The sequence below is a fragment of the Streptomyces sp. A18 genome, assembly GCF_059026065.1.
Genome location: NZ_JBWLKL010000012.1, coordinates 79,460 through 96,864, shown reverse-complemented (window position 1 = coordinate 96,864; position 17,405 = coordinate 79,460). Strand labels below are relative to the sequence as shown.

At 71.5% G+C, this 17,405-nt stretch carries 16 protein-coding genes; 11 read left to right on the top strand and 5 right to left on the bottom strand.

Translation table 11 applies throughout. From position 1 onward, the window contains the following. Position 1: 1 nt before the first annotated feature. The gene (locus tag AC5P1C_RS20815; RefSeq protein ID WP_493867376.1) at positions 2 to 1,465 is read left to right on the top strand and encodes a basic amino acid/polyamine antiporter; all 1,464 of its coding nucleotides are present in this window, start codon (positions 2 to 4) and stop codon (positions 1,463 to 1,465) included. 39 nt (positions 1,466 to 1,504) lie between these two features. Then, positions 1,505 to 2,767 (top strand): arginine deiminase, encoded by a 1,263-nt coding sequence (locus AC5P1C_RS20810; protein WP_493867375.1) that lies wholly within the window; start codon positions 1,505 to 1,507, stop codon positions 2,765 to 2,767. A 24-nt stretch (positions 2,768 to 2,791) separates the two neighbouring features. Here the strand turns inward: AC5P1C_RS20810 and AC5P1C_RS20805 are convergent, their stop codons facing one another. Beyond that, on the bottom strand, positions 2,792 to 3,448 hold the full coding sequence (locus AC5P1C_RS20805) for a hypothetical protein (RefSeq protein ID WP_493867374.1): 657 nt from the start codon (positions 3,446 to 3,448) through the stop codon (positions 2,792 to 2,794). An 89-nt stretch (positions 3,449 to 3,537) separates the two neighbouring features. After that, positions 3,538 to 4,632 (bottom strand): baeRF3 domain-containing protein, encoded by a 1,095-nt coding sequence (locus AC5P1C_RS20800; RefSeq protein ID WP_493867373.1) that lies wholly within the window; start codon positions 4,630 to 4,632, stop codon positions 3,538 to 3,540. 253 nt (positions 4,633 to 4,885) lie between these two features. Between AC5P1C_RS20800 and AC5P1C_RS20795 the strand changes: the two genes are divergently transcribed. From AC5P1C_RS20795 to AC5P1C_RS20780, 4 genes are all read left to right on the top strand, one after another. After that, positions 4,886 to 5,716: an inositol monophosphatase family protein gene (locus AC5P1C_RS20795; RefSeq protein WP_493867372.1), complete on the top strand. Its 831-nt coding sequence runs from the start codon at positions 4,886 to 4,888 to the stop codon at positions 5,714 to 5,716. 288 nt (positions 5,717 to 6,004) lie between these two features. Further along, entirely contained in the window at positions 6,005 to 7,414 is a 1,410-nt protein-coding gene (locus AC5P1C_RS20790; RefSeq protein ID WP_493867371.1) for a phytoene desaturase family protein, read from the top strand. A 254-nt stretch (positions 7,415 to 7,668) separates the two neighbouring features. Further along, on the top strand, positions 7,669 to 9,156 hold the full coding sequence (locus tag AC5P1C_RS20785; protein WP_493867484.1) for an AlkA N-terminal domain-containing protein: 1,488 nt from the start codon (positions 7,669 to 7,671) through the stop codon (positions 9,154 to 9,156). A 90-nt stretch (positions 9,157 to 9,246) separates the two neighbouring features. Further along, the gene (locus AC5P1C_RS20780) at positions 9,247 to 9,747 is read left to right on the top strand and encodes a methylated-DNA--[protein]-cysteine S-methyltransferase (RefSeq protein WP_493867370.1); all 501 of its coding nucleotides are present in this window, start codon (positions 9,247 to 9,249) and stop codon (positions 9,745 to 9,747) included. Positions 9,748 to 9,773: 26 nt separating this feature from the next. On the opposite strand, the gene AC5P1C_RS20775 is transcribed toward AC5P1C_RS20780, so the two are convergent. Then, a complete protein-coding gene (locus tag AC5P1C_RS20775) occupies positions 9,774 to 10,265 on the bottom strand; it encodes an NUDIX domain-containing protein (RefSeq protein ID WP_493867369.1) in 492 nt (163 codons plus the stop codon). Between the two features lie 82 nt (positions 10,266 to 10,347). Next, positions 10,348 to 11,412 carry an ADP-ribosylglycohydrolase family protein gene (locus AC5P1C_RS20770; protein ID WP_493867368.1) on the bottom strand — a complete coding sequence of 355 codons (1,065 nt, stop codon included), beginning with the start codon at positions 11,410 to 11,412 and terminating at the stop codon, positions 10,348 to 10,350. 112 nt (positions 11,413 to 11,524) lie between these two features. Between AC5P1C_RS20770 and AC5P1C_RS20765 the strand changes: the two genes are divergently transcribed. Both AC5P1C_RS20765 and AC5P1C_RS20760 read left to right on the top strand, forming a co-directional pair. Beyond that, positions 11,525 to 11,758: a hypothetical protein gene (locus tag AC5P1C_RS20765; protein WP_493867367.1), complete on the top strand. Its 234-nt coding sequence runs from the start codon at positions 11,525 to 11,527 to the stop codon at positions 11,756 to 11,758. A 188-nt stretch (positions 11,759 to 11,946) separates the two neighbouring features. Continuing rightward, complete coding sequence (locus AC5P1C_RS20760; RefSeq protein ID WP_493867366.1) at positions 11,947 to 13,098, top strand: glycerate kinase; 1,152 nt, start codon at positions 11,947 to 11,949, stop codon at positions 13,096 to 13,098. A gap of 275 nt (positions 13,099 to 13,373) precedes the next feature. Here the strand turns inward: AC5P1C_RS20760 and AC5P1C_RS20755 are convergent, their stop codons facing one another. Beyond that, the gene (locus AC5P1C_RS20755) at positions 13,374 to 14,573 is read right to left on the bottom strand and encodes a PucR family transcriptional regulator (protein ID WP_493867365.1); all 1,200 of its coding nucleotides are present in this window, start codon (positions 14,571 to 14,573) and stop codon (positions 13,374 to 13,376) included. 286 nt (positions 14,574 to 14,859) lie between these two features. On the opposite strand from AC5P1C_RS20755, the gene AC5P1C_RS20750 reads away from it, so the two are divergent. The 3 genes from AC5P1C_RS20750 to AC5P1C_RS20740 are packed head-to-tail and all read left to right on the top strand — an operon-like array spanning position 14,860 to position 17,401. Beyond that, positions 14,860 to 15,672, top strand: coding sequence for an ABC transporter ATP-binding protein (locus AC5P1C_RS20750; protein WP_493867364.1), 813 nt, complete (start codon positions 14,860 to 14,862; stop codon positions 15,670 to 15,672). After that, a complete protein-coding gene (locus tag AC5P1C_RS20745) occupies positions 15,669 to 16,514 on the top strand; it encodes an ABC transporter ATP-binding protein (RefSeq protein ID WP_493867363.1) in 846 nt (281 codons plus the stop codon). Before AC5P1C_RS20750 ends, AC5P1C_RS20745 begins: the two co-directional genes overlap by 4 nt. Further along, positions 16,511 to 17,401 carry a branched-chain amino acid ABC transporter permease gene (locus AC5P1C_RS20740; protein ID WP_493867362.1) on the top strand — a complete coding sequence of 297 codons (891 nt, stop codon included), beginning with the start codon at positions 16,511 to 16,513 and terminating at the stop codon, positions 17,399 to 17,401. Before AC5P1C_RS20745 ends, AC5P1C_RS20740 begins: the two co-directional genes overlap by 4 nt. The last annotated feature ends 4 nt before the right edge of the window (positions 17,402 to 17,405 follow it).

Here is a 17,405-nt window from a genome sequence, read left to right as displayed (position 1 = left end):
CATGAGCCACGCTGAGACGAGTGACCAGGCCACCGCCGGCGCATCACCGGCCGTCAAACTGACACTCATGACGCTGACGATGATGGTCGTCGGCTCGATGGTCGGCGCGGGGGTGTTCTCGCTGCCCCGGCGGTTCGCCCAGGAGACCGGTGTCGCGGGTGCGTTGATCGCCTGGGCCATCGCAGGTACGGGCATGCTGATGCTCGCGTACGTCTTCCAGACCCTCGCCGTGCGCAGGCCGGATCTGGACGCCGGTGTCTACGCCTACGCGAAGGCAGGGTTCGGCGAGTACCTCGGCTTCTTCTCCGCCTTCGGCTACTGGGCCAGCGCCTGCGTCGGCAACGTCACCTACTGGGTGCTCATCATGTCGACCGTCGGCGCCATCTGGCCGAGCCTCGGTGAGGGAGACACCGTGCTCGCCGTCGTCCTCTCCTCGCTCGGCCTGTGGGCGTTCTTCCTGCTGATCCGGCGCGGGGTCAAGGAAGCGGCGGCGATCAACAGGATCGTCACCGTCGCCAAGATCGTGCCCATCCTCGTCTTCGTCATCCTGGCGCTCTTCTTCTTCAAGCCGTCCGTCTTCGCCGACAACTTCGGCGGCGCCGACTACGCGGGATCGCTGTTCAACCAGGTGCGCGGCACGATGCTCGCCACGGTCTTCGTCTTCCTCGGGGTCGAGGGCGCGAGCGTCTACTCCCGGCACGCCAAGCGCCGCGAGGACGTCGGACGGGCCACCGTCCTTGGCTTCCTCAGCGTTTTCGCCGTCTTCGCCTCCGTCACCATGGTGTCGTACGGCATCATGCCGATGGCCGAGATCGCCGAGCTGCGCCAGCCCTCCATGGCGGGGGTCCTGGAGGAGGCCGTCGGGACCTGGGGCAAGGTCTTCGTCAGCGTCGGGCTCATCGTCTCCGTGCTCGGCGCCTACCTCGCCTGGACGCTGATGGCCGCGGAAGTGCTCTTCGTCGCCGCGAAGGACGACGACATGCCCCGCTTCCTGCGGAAGGCCACATCCGAGGACGTGCCGGTCCCCGCGCTCCTGATGACCACCGCCCTGAGCCAGGTCGTTCTGGTCGTCACGATGTTCTCCGACGACGCGTTCAACTTCGCGCTCGACCTCACCAGCGCGCTGAGCCTCATCCCGTTCCTGCTCGCGGCCGGTTTCGCCGTCAAGATCGCCCTCGGAGCCGGGAACGAGGACGGGAAGGTCGCCGGGCGGAGCACCCGCAAGGAACTCGTGATCGCGCTGATCGCCACGCTCTACACGGCGTTCCTGCTGTTCGCCGCCGGGCTCAAGTTCGTCCTGGTCTCCTTCATCCTCTACGCCCCCGCGACCCTGCTGTTCATCAAGGCCAGGCGGGAACAGCACCGGCGCCTGTTCTCCCCGCGCGAGGCCGTCATCTGCGCCGTCTCGATCGCGGGCGCCGTCGTGGGCGTGATCGCTCTCGCGGCGGGCTGGATCCAGCTCTGACCGGCCCCGAACCCCACTGTCCCGACCGAAAGGCGCACCGTGACCAGCCACGACACTCCCGCCGTACCGACGTTCGGTGTCCACTCCGAGGTCGGCAGGCTGCGCAAGGTACTGGTCTGCGCGCCGGGGCTCGCCCACCGCAGGCTGACCCCCACCAACGCCGACGACCTGCTCTTCGACGACGTCATGTGGGTGGAGAACGCCCAGCGCGACCACGCCGACTTCGTCATCAAGCTGCAGCAGCGCGGCGTCGAGGTCGTGGAACTGCACGACCTGCTCGCCCAGACCATGGCGATCCCCGAGGCAAGGACCTGGCTCCTGGACCGGAAGATCACCGCGAACGAGGTCGGCCCCGGACTCATCGACGACACCCGCGCCTTCCTGGAGACGCTGGAGCCCCGACAGCTCGCCGAGTACCTCATCGGAGGCCTGGCCACAGCGGACCTGCCGGACGAGTTCCGCTCCGGGTACGTCGCCCTCGTGCGCGAATCCACCGGCGTACGCGAATACCTGATGCCGCCGCTGCCGAACACCCTCTACACCCGCGACACCACGTGCTGGCTGTACGGAGGCGTCACGCTCAACCCGCTGTACTGGCCCGCCCGCCACGACGAGACGCTTCTGATGAAGGCCGTCTACCAGTTCCACCCCGACTTCACCGGCGCCACGGTGTGGTGGGGAGATCCGGAACTCGACTGGGGCCAGGCGACGTTCGAGGGCGGCGACATCATGCCGGTCGGCAATGGCGTCGTCCTGATGGGCATGAGCGAACGCACCTCGCGGCAGGCCATCACACAGGTCGCCGCGGCGCTGTTCAAGAACGGCGCCGCCGAGCAGGTCATCGTGGCCGGCATGCCCAAGCTGCGGTCCGCGATGCACCTCGACACCGTCTTCACCTTCGCCGACCGCGACATCGTCACGCTCTACCCGAAGATCATGGACGGCGTGCACTCCTTCACGCTGCGCCCCAGCGACAAGCCGGCGGGCGTGGAGATCACGGACGAGGGCTCGCGTACGTTCGTCGACGTGGTCGCCAAGTCGCTGGGCCTGCCCCAACTGCGCGTGATCGAGACGGGCGGGGACGTCTACGCCTCCGAGCGGCAGCAGTGGGACAGCGGCAACAACGCCGTCGCCCTGGAGCCGGGCGTCGTCTTCACCTACGACCGCAACACCCAGACCAACACACTGCTGCGCAAGGCGGGCGTCGAGGTCATCACCATCGTCGGCGCCGAACTCGGCCGCGGTCGCGGCGGCGGGCACTGCATGACGTGCCCGCTCGTCCGCGACGCCGTGGACTTCTGAGAGCGCCTGCCGGCCGGTCGGGGCTCAGTACCGCTGGGCCTTGACCAGCTTCGCGGAGAGCTTCGGCTCCGGGGGCTCGTGGCTGATGGCGTACCGCTGGGCCCGCTTGCCCGGTTCGAGATTCTCCGTGCCGACGTAGCGGGTCTCCACGATCTTGCCCGAGGAGTCCAGGAAATCGACCTGCACGGCGAAGTCCGCCGTCTCGTCGGTCCTGTTGGTGAAGGTCACCACGGAGGCGAGCACACCGCCGGTCTCGGAGCGCGGCTTGCCCGTCATCGAGACGTCGGACATCGCGTTGCCCCGCCCGTCCACGCCCTTCAGCGCCTTCTCGGCTGCCTGGTTGGCCCGCTCCGTGTCGGCGGACACGGACGCCTCGAACTCGTCCGCGCGCTTCGATGCGGAGGCTTCCGCCTCGGATGCCGACGCACGGGCCGACTCGGCGGCCTCCGAGGCCTTCGACTTCAGCGGGGACGCGGTCTTCTCCGAGAACGACGACGCGTCGGGGGCCGTGGGCCTCTCGCTGACCGTCCGGCTCTCCTCGGCCGACGGGCCGTCGCTGTCGGTGCTGCACGAGACGAGGGCGGCGGCGGCCGTCACCGTGGCGGCGAGCGCGACGGCGGTGGACACCGCGGGCCCGCGGCGTGCGGGGCGCCGCTTTCCGCGGGGCGGCATGGGGTTCATTCGGTGCGGTCCTTCCCTGCTGCTTGCGGTTGTCTGCGCGGGTGCTTGCGGTTGTCTGTGCTGGGCGACGGAGGTGGGTGGCGGAGGCTTCAGTACCGCAGGGCACAGGCGATCCGGCCCCGGTCGGCGAGCGTGCCTTCGGGTACGAAACGGACCTGCGCGCCGGTGTCGAGGGCCCGCTCGACGATGTCGTCGACGACGTCGTCCACCGCGTCGAGATCGTCGGACTCGGCGGGCACCAGATGTCCGCCGTCGTCGCGCACGGTCGCCTGGTAGGTGTCCTCGACCGCGACGAGGCGGACCCGGTCGGTGGTCACGTTCTGCCAGACCTCGTCGAGCCCGGCGGCGTAGTGGCGTCGCCCCTGAGCGGTGTCCAACTCGCGGACCACGGAGTCGATCTCGGTCTTCTCCTGGGTGGCGAGGAAGGGGCGTACCGCCTGCCACACCGCCTCCGCCGGGCCGTGCGCGAGGCCGCCGTGCGGCACCCGAGTGGCCTCCTTGATGACCGTGCCCGCGCCCTCGAGCAGGGACAGCGCCGCGGCCTCCCCCGCCACCAACAGGGGGCGCGGATGGGCGCGGAGCACACTGGCCGTGGCCAGGTCCGCCTCGCGCAGGAACTTGCGGGTCTGCTCGTCGCTGAAGGTGCTCGGCAGGTCGCCGATCCGCTCCTGGCGCTCGGCGTCCGGGTCGTCGAGGCTCCTGGTCAGCGGGAATCCGTTCGCCTTGTGCTCGGTGACCCGCTCCGGGGTGCCGCTCCACAGCGTGACGCGGTCGGCGGAGACGGCGAGGACCCAGTACAGGCGCTCGGCTGCCTGGGCCGCGACGACGTTGCGCGTCAGGAAGGTGTCGGAGAGCACCACTCGCGACGGCACGGTCCTGGCCAGCGACCACACCTGGTGTTCCCCGGGGGCCGCGAAGAGGGCGAGCCCGTCCTCGGCGTGCACGAGGTCGATCTCCGCCACGGCCCGGTCCAGCTGCGCGGCCACGTCGATCCGGTGCTCCCTGGCCACGGCGGGGTCGGACTTCAGGCGGTCCTTGGCCTCGGCGACGAGGTTGCGCAGTCGCACGGGGTCCTGGGCGTTGTCCGGCTCCCTGCGGTGGGTCGGCAGCAGGACCGAGACGGCGGGATACGGACGCGGCCGACGCAGCCCGGCCAGTGTGGCCGGGTTGAGGGAGGGGTGCATGGGTGACCCTTTCGGGGCGGGGCGGCGGGTGAGGGGCCTCCAGGGAGGGCGTTACGCCATGTAATGCACCATATGTCGGTTCCGTGGTGGTGGCATTTCACTCGGTCAGGGAGGGCCTGTTCGTGCAGGTGAGGCTGTGGGGGATGAGGTGCGCGCGGGGGTCCGGGGCCAGGTCACGTGGGATTCATCTCGAATCCATGCCCCGTACCGCCGAGCCGTACGGATTGTCAGTCCGGCGTGCTCTCATGGATGCATGATCGAAGAGATCGAAGACTTTCTTGTACGTGGCGTATCCGACGTCGAAGAGGCCCTCCGCAAGGCCGCCGCAGCCGAGGTCATGCCGCGGTTCCGGCAGCTCGCCGAGGCGGACGTCGTCCAGAAGACCGGGCCGCACGACCTCGTGACGGTGGCCGACCGCCTCGCCGAGGAGCAGCTGACAGCAGCGCTCACCGTGCTGCTCCCGGGCTCCGTCGTCGTGGGGGAAGAAGCGGTGCACGCGGACCCCTCGACGTACGAGGCGATACGCGGCGAGGCACCGGTGTGGATCGTCGACCCGGTCGACGGCACGCGGCAGTTCGTGCACGGCGACCCCGGCTTCTGCATGCTGATCGCGCTGGCGTGGCGCGGCGAGGTGCTCGCTTCCTGGACGTACGCTCCGGCGCTCGACGAGATGGCCGTAGCGGTGCGCGGCAAGGGCGCCTGGCTGGACGGAGAGCGGCTGGTGGCCGGTTCGCCGGGGGAGGTCATCGAGGTGGCGACCTCGCACCCGGACTTCACCACCCCCGAGCAGAAGCACGCCCTCCTCGGACTGCGGGTCCCAGGCGTCGCGCCGCGGCCCTGCGGCTCGGCGGGCCTCGAGTATCTGGCCATCGCCCGGGGGGAGTTGGACGCGGTCGCCTTCTCCTGGGAGCTCGCCTGGGACCACGCGGCGGGACTGCTGCTGGTCGCCGAGGCCGGAGGCGCCGATCTGACCGTCGCCGGTGAGCCCTTCCGCATCGAGGGTGGCAACGCCCTGCCGTTCACGGCCGGCCGGGACACCGCGACGGTCGACCGAGTGGTGGAGCTGCTGTCGACCGCAGTCTGAACCGCCCCGCACCAGGCTCGTAGAGAGCTGCGCACCAGGCTCGTAGAGAGCTGCGCCCCAGGCTCGTAGAGCTGCGCCCCAGCGCCCGAACTTGTCGAGGACCCGGGCCAGTTCGTCGCGCGAGGCCCTCGCACCCCGTCTCGAACCACTCGGCGGAAGCCGCGTCAGCGCGGCGGAACCAGCACGTCACCCGTCAGAGGACACCCGCGCCCACGGCGCTGTCGGTGGCCCGGCCTATCCTGGGCGACAGAGGCCATCGGCTGACAAAGGAGTCCGAAGGTGCCGTCGATGCTTGATGCCGTCATCGTGGGGGCGGGACCGAACGGTCTGACCGCTGCCGTCGAGCTGGCCCGCCGCGGCTTCTCGGTGGCCGTGTTCGAGGCCAGGGACACCGTCGGTGGCGGGGCGAGGACCGAGGAGCTGACGCTTCCCGGGTTCCGGCACGACCCCTGTTCCGCCGCACACCCGCTGGGCATCAATTCGCCCGTGTTCCGGACCATGCCCCTCGATCGGTACGGCCTCGAGTGGCTTCAGCCGCAGCTGCCCATGGCGCACCCCTTCCCGGACGGGAGCGCCGCCGTGCTGTCCCGCTCCGTCGCCGAGACGGCCGCCTCGTTCGGGCCGCGGGACGCGGGGGCGTATCGGCGGCTCATCGAGCCCTTCATCAGCAAGTGGGACACCGTCCTGCAGGACTTCATGGCGCTGCCGTCGACCGCCCTGCCGCAGGATCCCGTGACCCTCGCCCGCTTCGGCCTCGCCGGGCTTCCACCGTCCACCTGGCTGATGCGGCGCTTCCGTGACGACCGGGCCCGCGCGCTGTTCTCCGGGCTCGTCGCCCATGTCATCGCGCCGCTCGGCGGGATCGCCACGGGCGGTGTCGGCATGGTCTTCGCGCTGGCCGCGCACGCCCGCGGCTGGCCGGTCGCGCGGGGCGGCTCACAGTCGATCTCGGACGCGCTCACGGCATATCTGAAGGACCTCGGCGGCGAGGTCCACACGGACTACGAGGTCAAGCGGCTCGACGATCTGCCGCCCGCGCGGGCGTACATCTTCGATACGTCGCCCACCGCGCTGGCCCGGATCGCGGGTCTGGGGCGGAGCTACGAGCGCTATCGCTACGGGGCGAGCGTCTTCAAGATCGACTACGCCCTTGACGGGCCCGTCCCGTGGACGGCCAAGGAGGCGCGCGAGGCGGGCACCGTGCAGGTCGGGGGGAGCAGTGCGGAGATCGGGGCTGCGCTGAACGCCGCGTCGCGCGAGAACCGCGCGCCCGACGCGCCGTTCCTGATCACCGTGCAGCCCAGCCTCGTCGACCCGTCCCGCGCGCCCGCGGGCAAGCAGGTCTTCTGGGCGTACGGCCACGTGCCGAACAGCTGGGAGGGCGATCTCACCGACGCGATCGAGCGCCAGCTCGAGCGGTTCGCCCCCGGTTTCCGCGACCGCGTCCTCGCCCGCGCCACCGCGGGCCCGCCCGCGATGGCCGCGCGCAACGCGAACTATGTGGGCGGTGACATCGCCTGCGGCGCGGCGAGCGGCCTCCAGCTCCTGCTCCGGCCCAAGCCCTCCCTCTTCCCGTACAACACCGCGCACCCGGCGGTCTTCATCTGCTCCTCGGCGACACCGCCGGGCCCCGGCGTCCACGGCATGTCGGGCCACAACGCAGCGAAGGCGGTCTGGCGCAAGCTGCGGGCGGCCTAACGGCCGGGGGCGGCAGTGTTCCGGCCCCCGGCGGACTTCCCCGGGGCGGGCCTGCCCCCGCCCGCCCGTAACCGTGCATCCGCCCGAACAACCCCGCGGCCCGCCCGCCCGCCCGCACAGACAGACCAGCACCGCACCCCACCCCACCACTCAGGTCCATGTCGGATTCTCGCCAGCCACCTCCACCCGCCATGCACGATCCTTGAGGCATGCCCACCGCCCAGCACGGCACCACCGCCCCGCCGCCCCCCTCCATGCACTCCGACGCCGAGCGCTGTGTACGTGCCGTGCAGTCGAAGGACGCCCGGTTCGACGGGTGGTTCTACACCGCAGTTCTGACCACCCGTATCTACTGCCGCCCCAGCTGCCCCGTCGTCCCCCCGAAGCCCGAGAACATGAGCTTCTATCCGAGCGCGGCAGCCTGCCAGCAGGCGGGGTTCCGGGCCTGCAAGCGGTGCCGGCCGGACAGCAGCCCCGGCTCGCCCGAGTGGAATCAGCGCGCCGACCTCGTGGCCCGCGCCATGCGCCTCATCGCCGACGGAGTCGTCGACCGCGACGGCGTTCCCGGCCTCGCCACCCGCCTCGGCTACAGCACCCGCCAAGTAGAACGCCAGCTCCTCGCGGAACTCGGCGCAGGCCCCCTCGCCCTGGCCAGGGCCCAGCGCGCCCAGACCGCCCGCCTCCTCATCGAGACGACCCCGATGCCCATGGCGGAGGTCGCCTTCGCCGCCGGCTTCGCCTCGATCCGCACTTTCAACGACACCGTCCGCGAAGTCTTCGCCCTGGCCCCCAGTGAACTGCGGGACCGCGTTCCGAAGGCCGCGCCCAGGAAGGCCGTACCCCAAGCAGCCGCCCCCGGCGCCCTCTCGCTCCGCCTCCCCTTCCGCGCCCCGCTCAACCCCGACAACCTCTTCGGCCACCTCATCGCCACCGCCGTACCCGGCGTCGAGGAGTGGCGCGACGGTGCCTACCGCCGCACGCTCCGTCTTCCCTACGGCCACGGAGTCGTCGCCCTCACCCCCGCCCCGGACCACATCGCCTGCCGCCTCAGCCTCACCGACATGCGCGACCTCACGATCGCCATCAGCCGCTGCCGCCGCATGCTCGACCTGGACGCGGACCCGGTCGCCGTCGACGCACAGCTGAGCGCCGACCCGCTGCTCGCGCCCCTCGTGGCCAAGGCCCCGGGGCGTCGCGTGCCGCGCACGGTCGACGAGGCGGAGTTCGCCGTACGCGCGGTGCTTGGCCAGCAGGTCTCCACGGCCGCCGCCCGCACCCACGCCGCACGCCTGGTCACCGCGCACGGTGAGCCCATCGACGACCCCGAGGGCGGCCTCACCCACCTCTTCCCCGCACCGGAAGCCCTCGCCGCGCTCGACCCGGAGGCGCTCGCGCTGCCCCGCAGCCGCCGCTCCACCCTGACCACGCTCGTACGTCACCTCGCCGACGGATCACTCCGGCTCGGCGTGGAGAGCGGCTGGGAGGAGGCCCGCGCCCGGCTCACCGAACTGCCCGGCTTCGGTCCCTGGACGGTCGAGGTCATCGCGATGCGGGCCCTTGGCGACCCCGACGCCTTCCTCCCCACCGACCTCGGGATCCGCAGAGCCGCACAGGAGCTCGGCCTCCCGCACACCCCGGCGGCGCTGACCGCTCGGGCCGCGGCCTGGCGCCCCTGGCGGGCGTACGCGGTCCAGTATTTGTGGGCGATCGACGACCACCCCATCAACAGGATCCCGGCGTGACAGCGCTCACCAGAGTCCCGGCGTGACAGCGCTCACCGCGCAGGACCGCCACCACCGCGAAGCACCGCCACCACCGCGAAGGACAGCCCCATGCACCGCCAACACACCCTCATCGACAGCCCCTACGGCCCCCTGACCCTCGTCGCCACCGACGGCACCCTCAGCGGCCTCTACATGACCGAGCAGCGCCACCGCCCACCCGAGGAGACCTTCGGCGACCGCGACGCGGGGCCGTTCGGAGAGACGATCAGTCAGCTGGAGGCGTACTTCGCGGGCGAGTTGAGGGAGTTCGACCTGCCGATGCGCCTCGACGGCACGCCGTTCCAGCGCACCGTCTGGCAGCAGCTCCAGCTGATCCCTTACGGCGAGACCCGTACGTACGGACAGCTCGCGGAAGCGCTCGGCAAGCCCAACGCCTCGCGTGCCGTCGGGCTGGCCAACGGCAAGAACCCGATCGGGGTCATCGTGCCCTGCCACCGGGTGATCGGCGCGGGCGGCTCCCTGACCGGCTACGGCGGCGGACTCGACCGCAAGCAGCGGCTGTTGGCCTTCGAGGGCGCGACACCAGGCAAGGAGGACGCCCTCTTCTGAACGCCGGGCCAGTCGAGGCGCACAGTTCAGCCGACCCGTACCCCGTTCTCCAACTCCACCGTCCCCGTCCCCGCGTCGAGCGCATCGAGCCCGGCCCGTACCCGCAGCCCCAGCTCGCCCGGCAGGTACTCCTGAAGGTCTTCGCGGGCCACCAGGTGCCAGGAGAGCAGCTCGTCCTCCTGGAGCCTGATCGACTTCAGCTGGTCTTCACCGAGCACCCCACCGTCGTACAGATAGGCGACCAGCGGCGGACGCGTCACACCCGGCACCCAGTCCACCGCGAGCAGCGCCCCCAGCCGGACGTCCAGGCCGATCTCCTCGGCGGTCTCGCGGCGCGCGCCCTGGCGCGGGGTCTCGCCCTCGTCCGACTCGATGGTGCCGCCGGGCAGGGCCCACCCGTCACGGTAGTTGGGCTCGACGAGCAGCACGCGCCCCTCGGAGTCCCGGAAGAGGGCGGCGGCTCCGGCGATGATGCGGGGGAGGCCCGCGATGTACGTGGCGTAATCCTGAATCGTCATTGTGGAAAGGGTAGACGCGCCACCGGGCGGACCGACCAGGTCGGTCCACCATCACGCCCCCGAGTCAGCTTGGTCGACTGAGTCAAGTCAGCTTGGTCAACTCCACCGTCCTGGCCGCGAGTTCAGTGATCCTGGCTCCGTCGAAGCCGAACACGGCACTACGCACCCGGTCTTCCAGCGGGTCCCGCCACTGCGCGGGGATCGCCTTGGCCCCGCACAGCACCCCGGCGACCGACCCCGCGGTCGCGCCGTTCGAGTCGGTGTCGAGGCCGCCGCGCACCGTCAGGGCGATGGTGCGGGTGAAGTCGCCTTCGCCGTACAGGAGCCCGGCGGTCAGGACCGCCGAGTTCGGCACCGTATGGATCCAGCCGAGCCCGGCGGTCTCCGTCTCGGCGGTGGCCAGCGTCTCCTCCCAGCTGAGCCCGGCCTCGTGGAGCGTGACGACCCGGCGCACCGTACGGGCGAGCCGGCAGCTCGACGGGATCACGCCGAACGCCGAGTCCAGCGCGGCACGCGCCGTGGCCGCGGTGAACGCCGCCGAGACGAGGGCCGCCGCCCACATCGCTCCGTAGACGCCGTTGCCGGTGTGCGAGAGCACCGCGTCCCGGCGGGCGAGTGCGGCGGCGCGGCGCGGGGCGCCGGGGTTCGTCCAGCCGAAGATGTCGGCGCGGATGAGGGCGCCGATCCACTCCTGGTGGGGGTTCTCGTACGTCGCGGTGAGCGGCGGCTTGAGTCCGTTCGCGAGATTCCGGTACGCGGCGCGCTCCGCGGTGAACGTCTGCCCGTAGGGAAGGCGCAGCAGCCACAGCTCGCCGACCTGTTCGGTGGTGAACGCGAACCCGTGCGTCTCCAGCAGATGCAGCCCGAGGATCGCGTAGTCCACGTCGTCGTCGCGGCAGCTGCCGTGCACCCCGCCCCGCACACACTGCTGCCACTCGGGCCGCAGCTGGAACTCCTCCACCCAGGATGGAGGTTCGGGCAGGTAATCGGTGAGCGGCAGCGCGTCGGCCTGCCCCAGATAGCGCTCGATGCGCTCGCGCGTCCAGTAGTCGCCCCGCTCGATGGGTTTGCCGAGCATGTTGCCCGCGATCCGCCCGATCCAGCCGCCGAGGGCTCGGTCGGCGAGTTCCATGTGCACTGGGGTCATGCGTCCGGTTTACCGAATTCGCGGCTCTTATGCGCGGTCAACGCGACCGGTTCGGCGCGGAGCGTGAGACGTTTGTCTGGTTTTCGATCAGATGCACATCTTGGGAGTGTCCATGAAGCGTCGTACGACCGTGATGGCCGCCGCGGTCCTGGGTGTACTGGCCAGTGCGGGTGCCGGCGCGGGTGCCGGTGCGGGTGCTGCCCAGGCGGCGTCCGAGCCGCTGATCCGCACCGGGGACATCGACATGTTCGAGGACGTCCTGGAGCACATCAGCGTGACCATGGGGGACGGCGGCGGCACGGTGCATCAGCTGTACGACTCGCGTGGGGCGGGCGGCACGGACTGAAGCCGTCGCTGATCGATCATTTCCGTGATCGAGCTGCGCCCCTATCTGTAGCTTTAGGCCGATTTAAGGGCAGGGATCGCGGCTCCGAAATGCGGGCGGCCATGGGCAGGCGGCCCCTCCTCCGGTTATGGTCGCAGCGGCGCGACTGCCTTGACGCGAGCAAGGCCCGGAAAGCAAGGGGATGCAAGGTGGCGGACGCTGCTGGGACGGCGGGGCATGTGCTCATCGCCGCGGACAAGTTCAAGGGCTCACTCACGGCCGTGCAGGTCGCGGAGCGGGTGACGGCCGGGCTTCGCCGTGTCGCCCCGCAGGTGGAGGTCGAGGCCCTGCCGGTGGCCGACGGCGGTGACGGCACGGTGGCCGCGGCGGTCGCGGCCGGTTTCGAGCGCCGTGAGGTGCGGGTGACGGGGCCGCTCGGCGACGAGGTCACCGCGGCGTACGCGCTGCGGGACGGGACCGCGGTGGTGGAGATGGCGGAGGCGTCCGGCCTCCAGCTGCTGCCCGAGGGTGTCTTCGCGCCGCTCACGTCCACGACGTACGGATCCGGCGAACTGCTGCGCGCGGCGCTCGACGCGGGTGCGCGGACGATCGTCTTCGGTGTGGGCGGCAGTGCGACGACGGACGGCGGCGCCGGGATGCTGGCCGCGCTGGGCGCGGTGTTCCTGGACGCGGAAGGGGCGCCGGTGGCGCCGGGAGGCGGTCCGCTCGCCTCGCTGGTCACGGCGGACCTGTCCGGGCTCGACGAGCGGTTCGCCTCGGTGGACCTGGTCCTGGCCAGTGACGTGGACAACCCGCTGACAGGGCCGAAGGGCGCTCCGGCGGTGTACGGGCCGCAGAAGGGGGCGACCCCTCAGGACGTGGCCGAGCTGGACGCGGCCCTCGCGCACTTCGCGCGGGTGCTGTCCGAGTCGGTGGGCTCCTCCGCCCTGGAGTACGCCGAGTCCCCCGGAGCCGGAGCGGCCGGTGGCATCGGCTACGGCGCCCTCGTCGGGCTCGGCGCGAGCTTCCGCCCCGGGATCGAGGTCATGCTGGACGTCCTCGGCTTCGCGCCCGCGCTGGCGCGGGCGTCGCTGGTGATCACGGGGGAGGGCTCGCTGGACGAGCAGACCCTCCATGGCAAGGCTCCGGCGGGCGTCGCGGCGGCGGCCCGCGCGGCGGGCGTCGAAGTGGTTGCGGTCTGCGGACGCCTGGCTCTTCCGGCCGAGGCCCTGGGAAAGGCGGGGATCCGGCGTGCGTACGCGCTCACTGACGTGGAGCCGGATGTCGCGCGGTGCATTGCTGAGGCGGGGCCGATTCTGGAGACGGTGGCGGAGGGTATCGCGAGGGACTTCCTCAGCTAGACGCTTGGCTTCGCTGGGGTGCGGGTGCGGGTGCGGGTGCGGGTGCCGGGTTCGGGGTGCGGGTGTACTTCACACCTGCGGCCGGTGAGGGCTGAGCGCGCAGTTCCCCGCGTCCCTCGCGGGGCCCGATGTCGGCTGGTCGCACAGTTCCCCGCGCCCCTTGCGGGGCCCGGACGGGCTGGGGATTCAGCCCGTCCGGCGTTTGAGGACGAACTCGGCGGAGCCGGTGACCGGCGGCGTGCGGCGCCGCCACCGGGGGGCGAAGTAACCCCGCTCTAGCCCGGCGCCAGCCGATACGCGTCCAGTGCCAGCGTCATCTCCATCAAGTCCCGCGGTCGCGCCAGCGACCGCGAAGTCAGTTGTTCCAGCCGCCGCAAGCGGTTGAACACCGTGTTCCGGTGGCAGTACAGCCGCCCCGCCGCCCGTCCCGCCGAGCCCTCGCACAGCAGCCACGCGTCCAGGGTTTCCAGGAGCACCGCCCTGTCCGCCGGTTCCAGGGCCAGCACCTCCCCGAACACGTCCGACACCAGGCGCCCCGCCAGCTCCGGCTGGCTCACCACCAGGGCCGTCGGCATCCGCTGGTCGAGCCGTACGATCCCGGTCGCGTCCGGTGGACACGTACGCAGGGCCAGTTCGGCGAGGCGTCGCGCGTGGCCCAGTTCGGAGAGGCCCGCCACCACCGGGCTGATGCCGCCGGGCCCGGGGCACCGCCCGTCCAGCGCGGCGGTCAGCTCGTCCAGGCCCTCCTCCGCGCCCAGCGCCACCACCCCCACCTCCCGGTCCGTCCGCATCCGCCAGACGAAGCGGAACCCGGCCCGCTGGATCTGCCGGTGGAAGGCCGCACGTCCGTCGCGCCGCTCTGCGCGCAGGACCACCACCGCGTACGGCCCGCGCTCCGGCAGATCGAGCCCCGCGGCCACCTGCGAGGCGAGCCCCGGGGCCGACTGGCCCTCCAAGAGCGCGTCGAGCAGTGCCTGGAGCTGCTCGTCGGTGCGGCGCCGCAGCTCCATCTCCGTCGCCCGGTACGCGTCGGACGCGGCCGCCGCCTGCGCGTCGACCGCAGACCACACCATCGTCGCCGACCGCATCAGGACCGCCAGCTTCTCCGGATCCTGCCCCACGGTGCCTTCGAGCAGCGAGTCCCAGACCAGATAGCCCGCGTTGCGGTACGAGTGCACCACCAGGTCCAGCGGAAGCCCCTGCTGGGCCCGGCGCCGGCCGGCCTCCTCCGCGTACTCCAGATCGCGGCGCGGTGACGCGCGGGGCGCCGAGATGGTCTCGATGCCGATGCGCATGGCGTCCTCCGCCTCCTGCCACTGCTGGTCGTACGGCAGCACCCGCGCGTACACCGGCGAGTGCTCGAAGAGCTGCCGCAGGTGTTCGTCCACCAGCTCGGGGATGCGGGGAAGGAGCGCAGCGCACGCCTCTTCGAGCACCTTCCAGTCGTGGCCCGTCCGAGGCCTGCGTCCGCTCATGGATGTACCCCCGTCGCCGCCGCCCGACGTGCCTGTGCTGCGGAGGATGCCACCGCTCGGCCACCCCTGGCAGGCCCCTGACACGGGGTGTTGTGCCCGTGCACAACCGGCGGCCGGTCCCGCTGGTCACCCGCAGCGATTCGGACACAGGCCGTGGACGGGCGGGCGCCGCGGTGCTGGGCTGAGCGCCACGCGGGGTCGCCGTGCAAAGTCGCCGTGCAAACGGGCCGTGCGGCACATGCGGCTGAGTGCCACGCGCAGGGCAGGTGAGGACAGGGGGTCCCAGGTGGGTGGTTCCGGACTGGTCGTGCAGGACGCGTCGGTCGGATACGGGCCGGTGCGCGCGCTGCGCCAGGTGTCGCTCGAAGTACCGGACGGCGCCGTGGTCGCCGTGCTCGGCGGCAACGGCGCGGGCAAGTCGACGCTCCTGCGCGCCATTTCACGCACCCTCGCCTTTCACCGGGGGGCGCTCACCACCGGCTCCATCCACTTCGGCGGGCGGCGCATCGACGGACTGCACGCGGACCGGGTGGTCGCCGCCGGAGTCTCTCAAGTACCGGAAGGCAGAAGGGTGTTCGCCCGTATGACCGTCGCCGACAACCTGCGGGCGGGCGCGCTCGGCTCCGCGGGAAGCCGGACCGCGAAGGCCAGGGCGCTGGAGCGCGTCCATGAACTCTTCCCGGTCCTCGCCGAACGCGCGGGCCAGCGCGCCGGTCTCCTCTCGGGCGGCGAGCAGCAGATGCTGGCCGTCGCCAGGGCGCTGATGGCCTCGCCGAAGCTGCTGCTCCTGGACGAACCCTCCCTGGGACTCGCCCCGTTGATGGCGGCACGCATCGCCGACACCATCCAGGAGATCAACACCCAGGGCACCGCGGTCCTCCTCGTCGAACAGAACGCCGCCCTCGCCCTGCGCCTCGCCTCACGTGCGTACGTCCTGGACGTGGGCGAAGTGGCACTCGCGGGACCGGCGGACGAGCTTTCCGCATCCGACGAGGTACGCCGCCGCTACCTCGGCGTGGTCGACGAGACCGCGGCGGCCGATGCCTCACGCGGCGTCAGTGCGCTGCCGGTGCTTCGGCGATGGGCGGGCCGACGATGACCGACGACCACTCGGCGGCCGACGCGACACCACCGCCGGAACAAGTCGAAGCGACACCGCCAGAATCAGACGTACCCGCCCTGGACGTAAGGGAGTTGACCGTCCGGTTCGCCGGCCTCACCGCCCTCGACGCCGTCAGTTTCACCGTCAGGCCCGGAACCGTGCACGCCATCATCGGGCCCAACGGCGCGGGCAAGTCCACCTGCTTCAACGTCCTGTCCGGCGTATACCGCGCCACCGGCGGCAGCGTCCGCTTCGGCGAGCACGAGCTGACGACGATGCATCCGCACCGCATCGCCGACCTCGGCGTCGCCCGGATCTTCCAGAACCTCGCCCTGCCGCCGCGCGCGACGGTCGCCGACAGCCTGATGCTCGGCCGCCACCGGCTGACCCGCACGGGATTCGTCGCCGCGGGGCTCCGCCTCCCGTCGGCCGCGCGCGAGGAGCGCCGACACCGCGAACGCGTGCGTGAGATAGCGGCGTTCGTGGGCATCGAGCACCAACTCCACGCCCCTGCGGGCTCCTTGCCGTACGGGCAGCAGAAACTCGCGGAACTGGCCCGCGCCCTGTGCATGGAGCCCCGGCTGCTCCTGCTCGACGAGCCCGTCGCCGGCATGACCGCGGACGAACGCCGCCGCACGGCGGCCGTCATCGCGGGCGTCCGCGACAGTCTCGGAATCTCGGTCGTCCTGGTGGAACACGACATGGGGGTGGTGATGCGGCTCGCGGACGCGGTGACCGTACTGGACTTCGGCAGGCGCATAGCGGACGGCGCACCGGCGGCCGTGCAGAACGACCCGGCGGTCGTGCGCGCCTACCTGGGAGAGGGGGCCACCTCGTGAACACCTTCGTCGAGCTGTTGCTCAACGGTCTCTCGATGGGCTCCGTCTACGCCCTCATCGCCCTCGGCTTCGTCGTCATCTTCCGGGCCACCGAGGTCGTGAACTTCGCGCATGCCTCGCTGCTCCTGGCCGGCGGCTACGTCACGGCGTCCCTCCACGACGACATCGGCTTCTGGGCCGCGCTGCTGGTCGGCATCGCGGGAGCCGCCGTCGTCGGTGCCGCCATCGAGTTCCTGGTCATGCGGCGCTACCGCGGCTCCGACCACAGCGTCCTCGCCATCGTCACCATCGGCGTCGACATCCTGCTCATCACCGAACTCACCCGTCGCCTCGGCACCAACGTGCTCTCCCTCGGCGATCCCTGGGGCGACTCGGTACTCACCATCGGGTCGGTCTCCATCGCGCACACGCGGATCGCCGCGTTCGTCGCCGCCGCGCTCCTCATCACCGTCTTCCTGCTCGCCTTCCGCTACACCTCCTGGGGCGTGGCGATGCGCGCCGCGGCGGAGAGCCCGGAGACCGCCGCCCTGATGGGCGTGCGCCTGGGCCGGGTCTCGCTCGGCGCCTGGGCGGTGGCGGGCGGCCTCGCCGCCGTGGCCGCGCTCTTCCTGACCGTCTTCCCGACGCCCGGCCTCGAACGGGCCACGTCCCTCGCCGCGTTGAAGGCGTTCCCCGCCGCGATCCTCGGCGGTCTCGACTCCACCACGGGTGCGCTCGTGGGCGGGATCGTGGTCGGGGTGACCGAGTCGCTCGCCACCGGGTATCAGAGTGAACTCACCTTCCTGGGGCGGGGGTTGGGTGACCTCGCGCCCTACCTCGTGATGACCGTCATCCTCCTCATCCGGCCCGCCGGTCTCTTCGGCACGAAGGAGCTCGCCCGTGTCTGAAGTC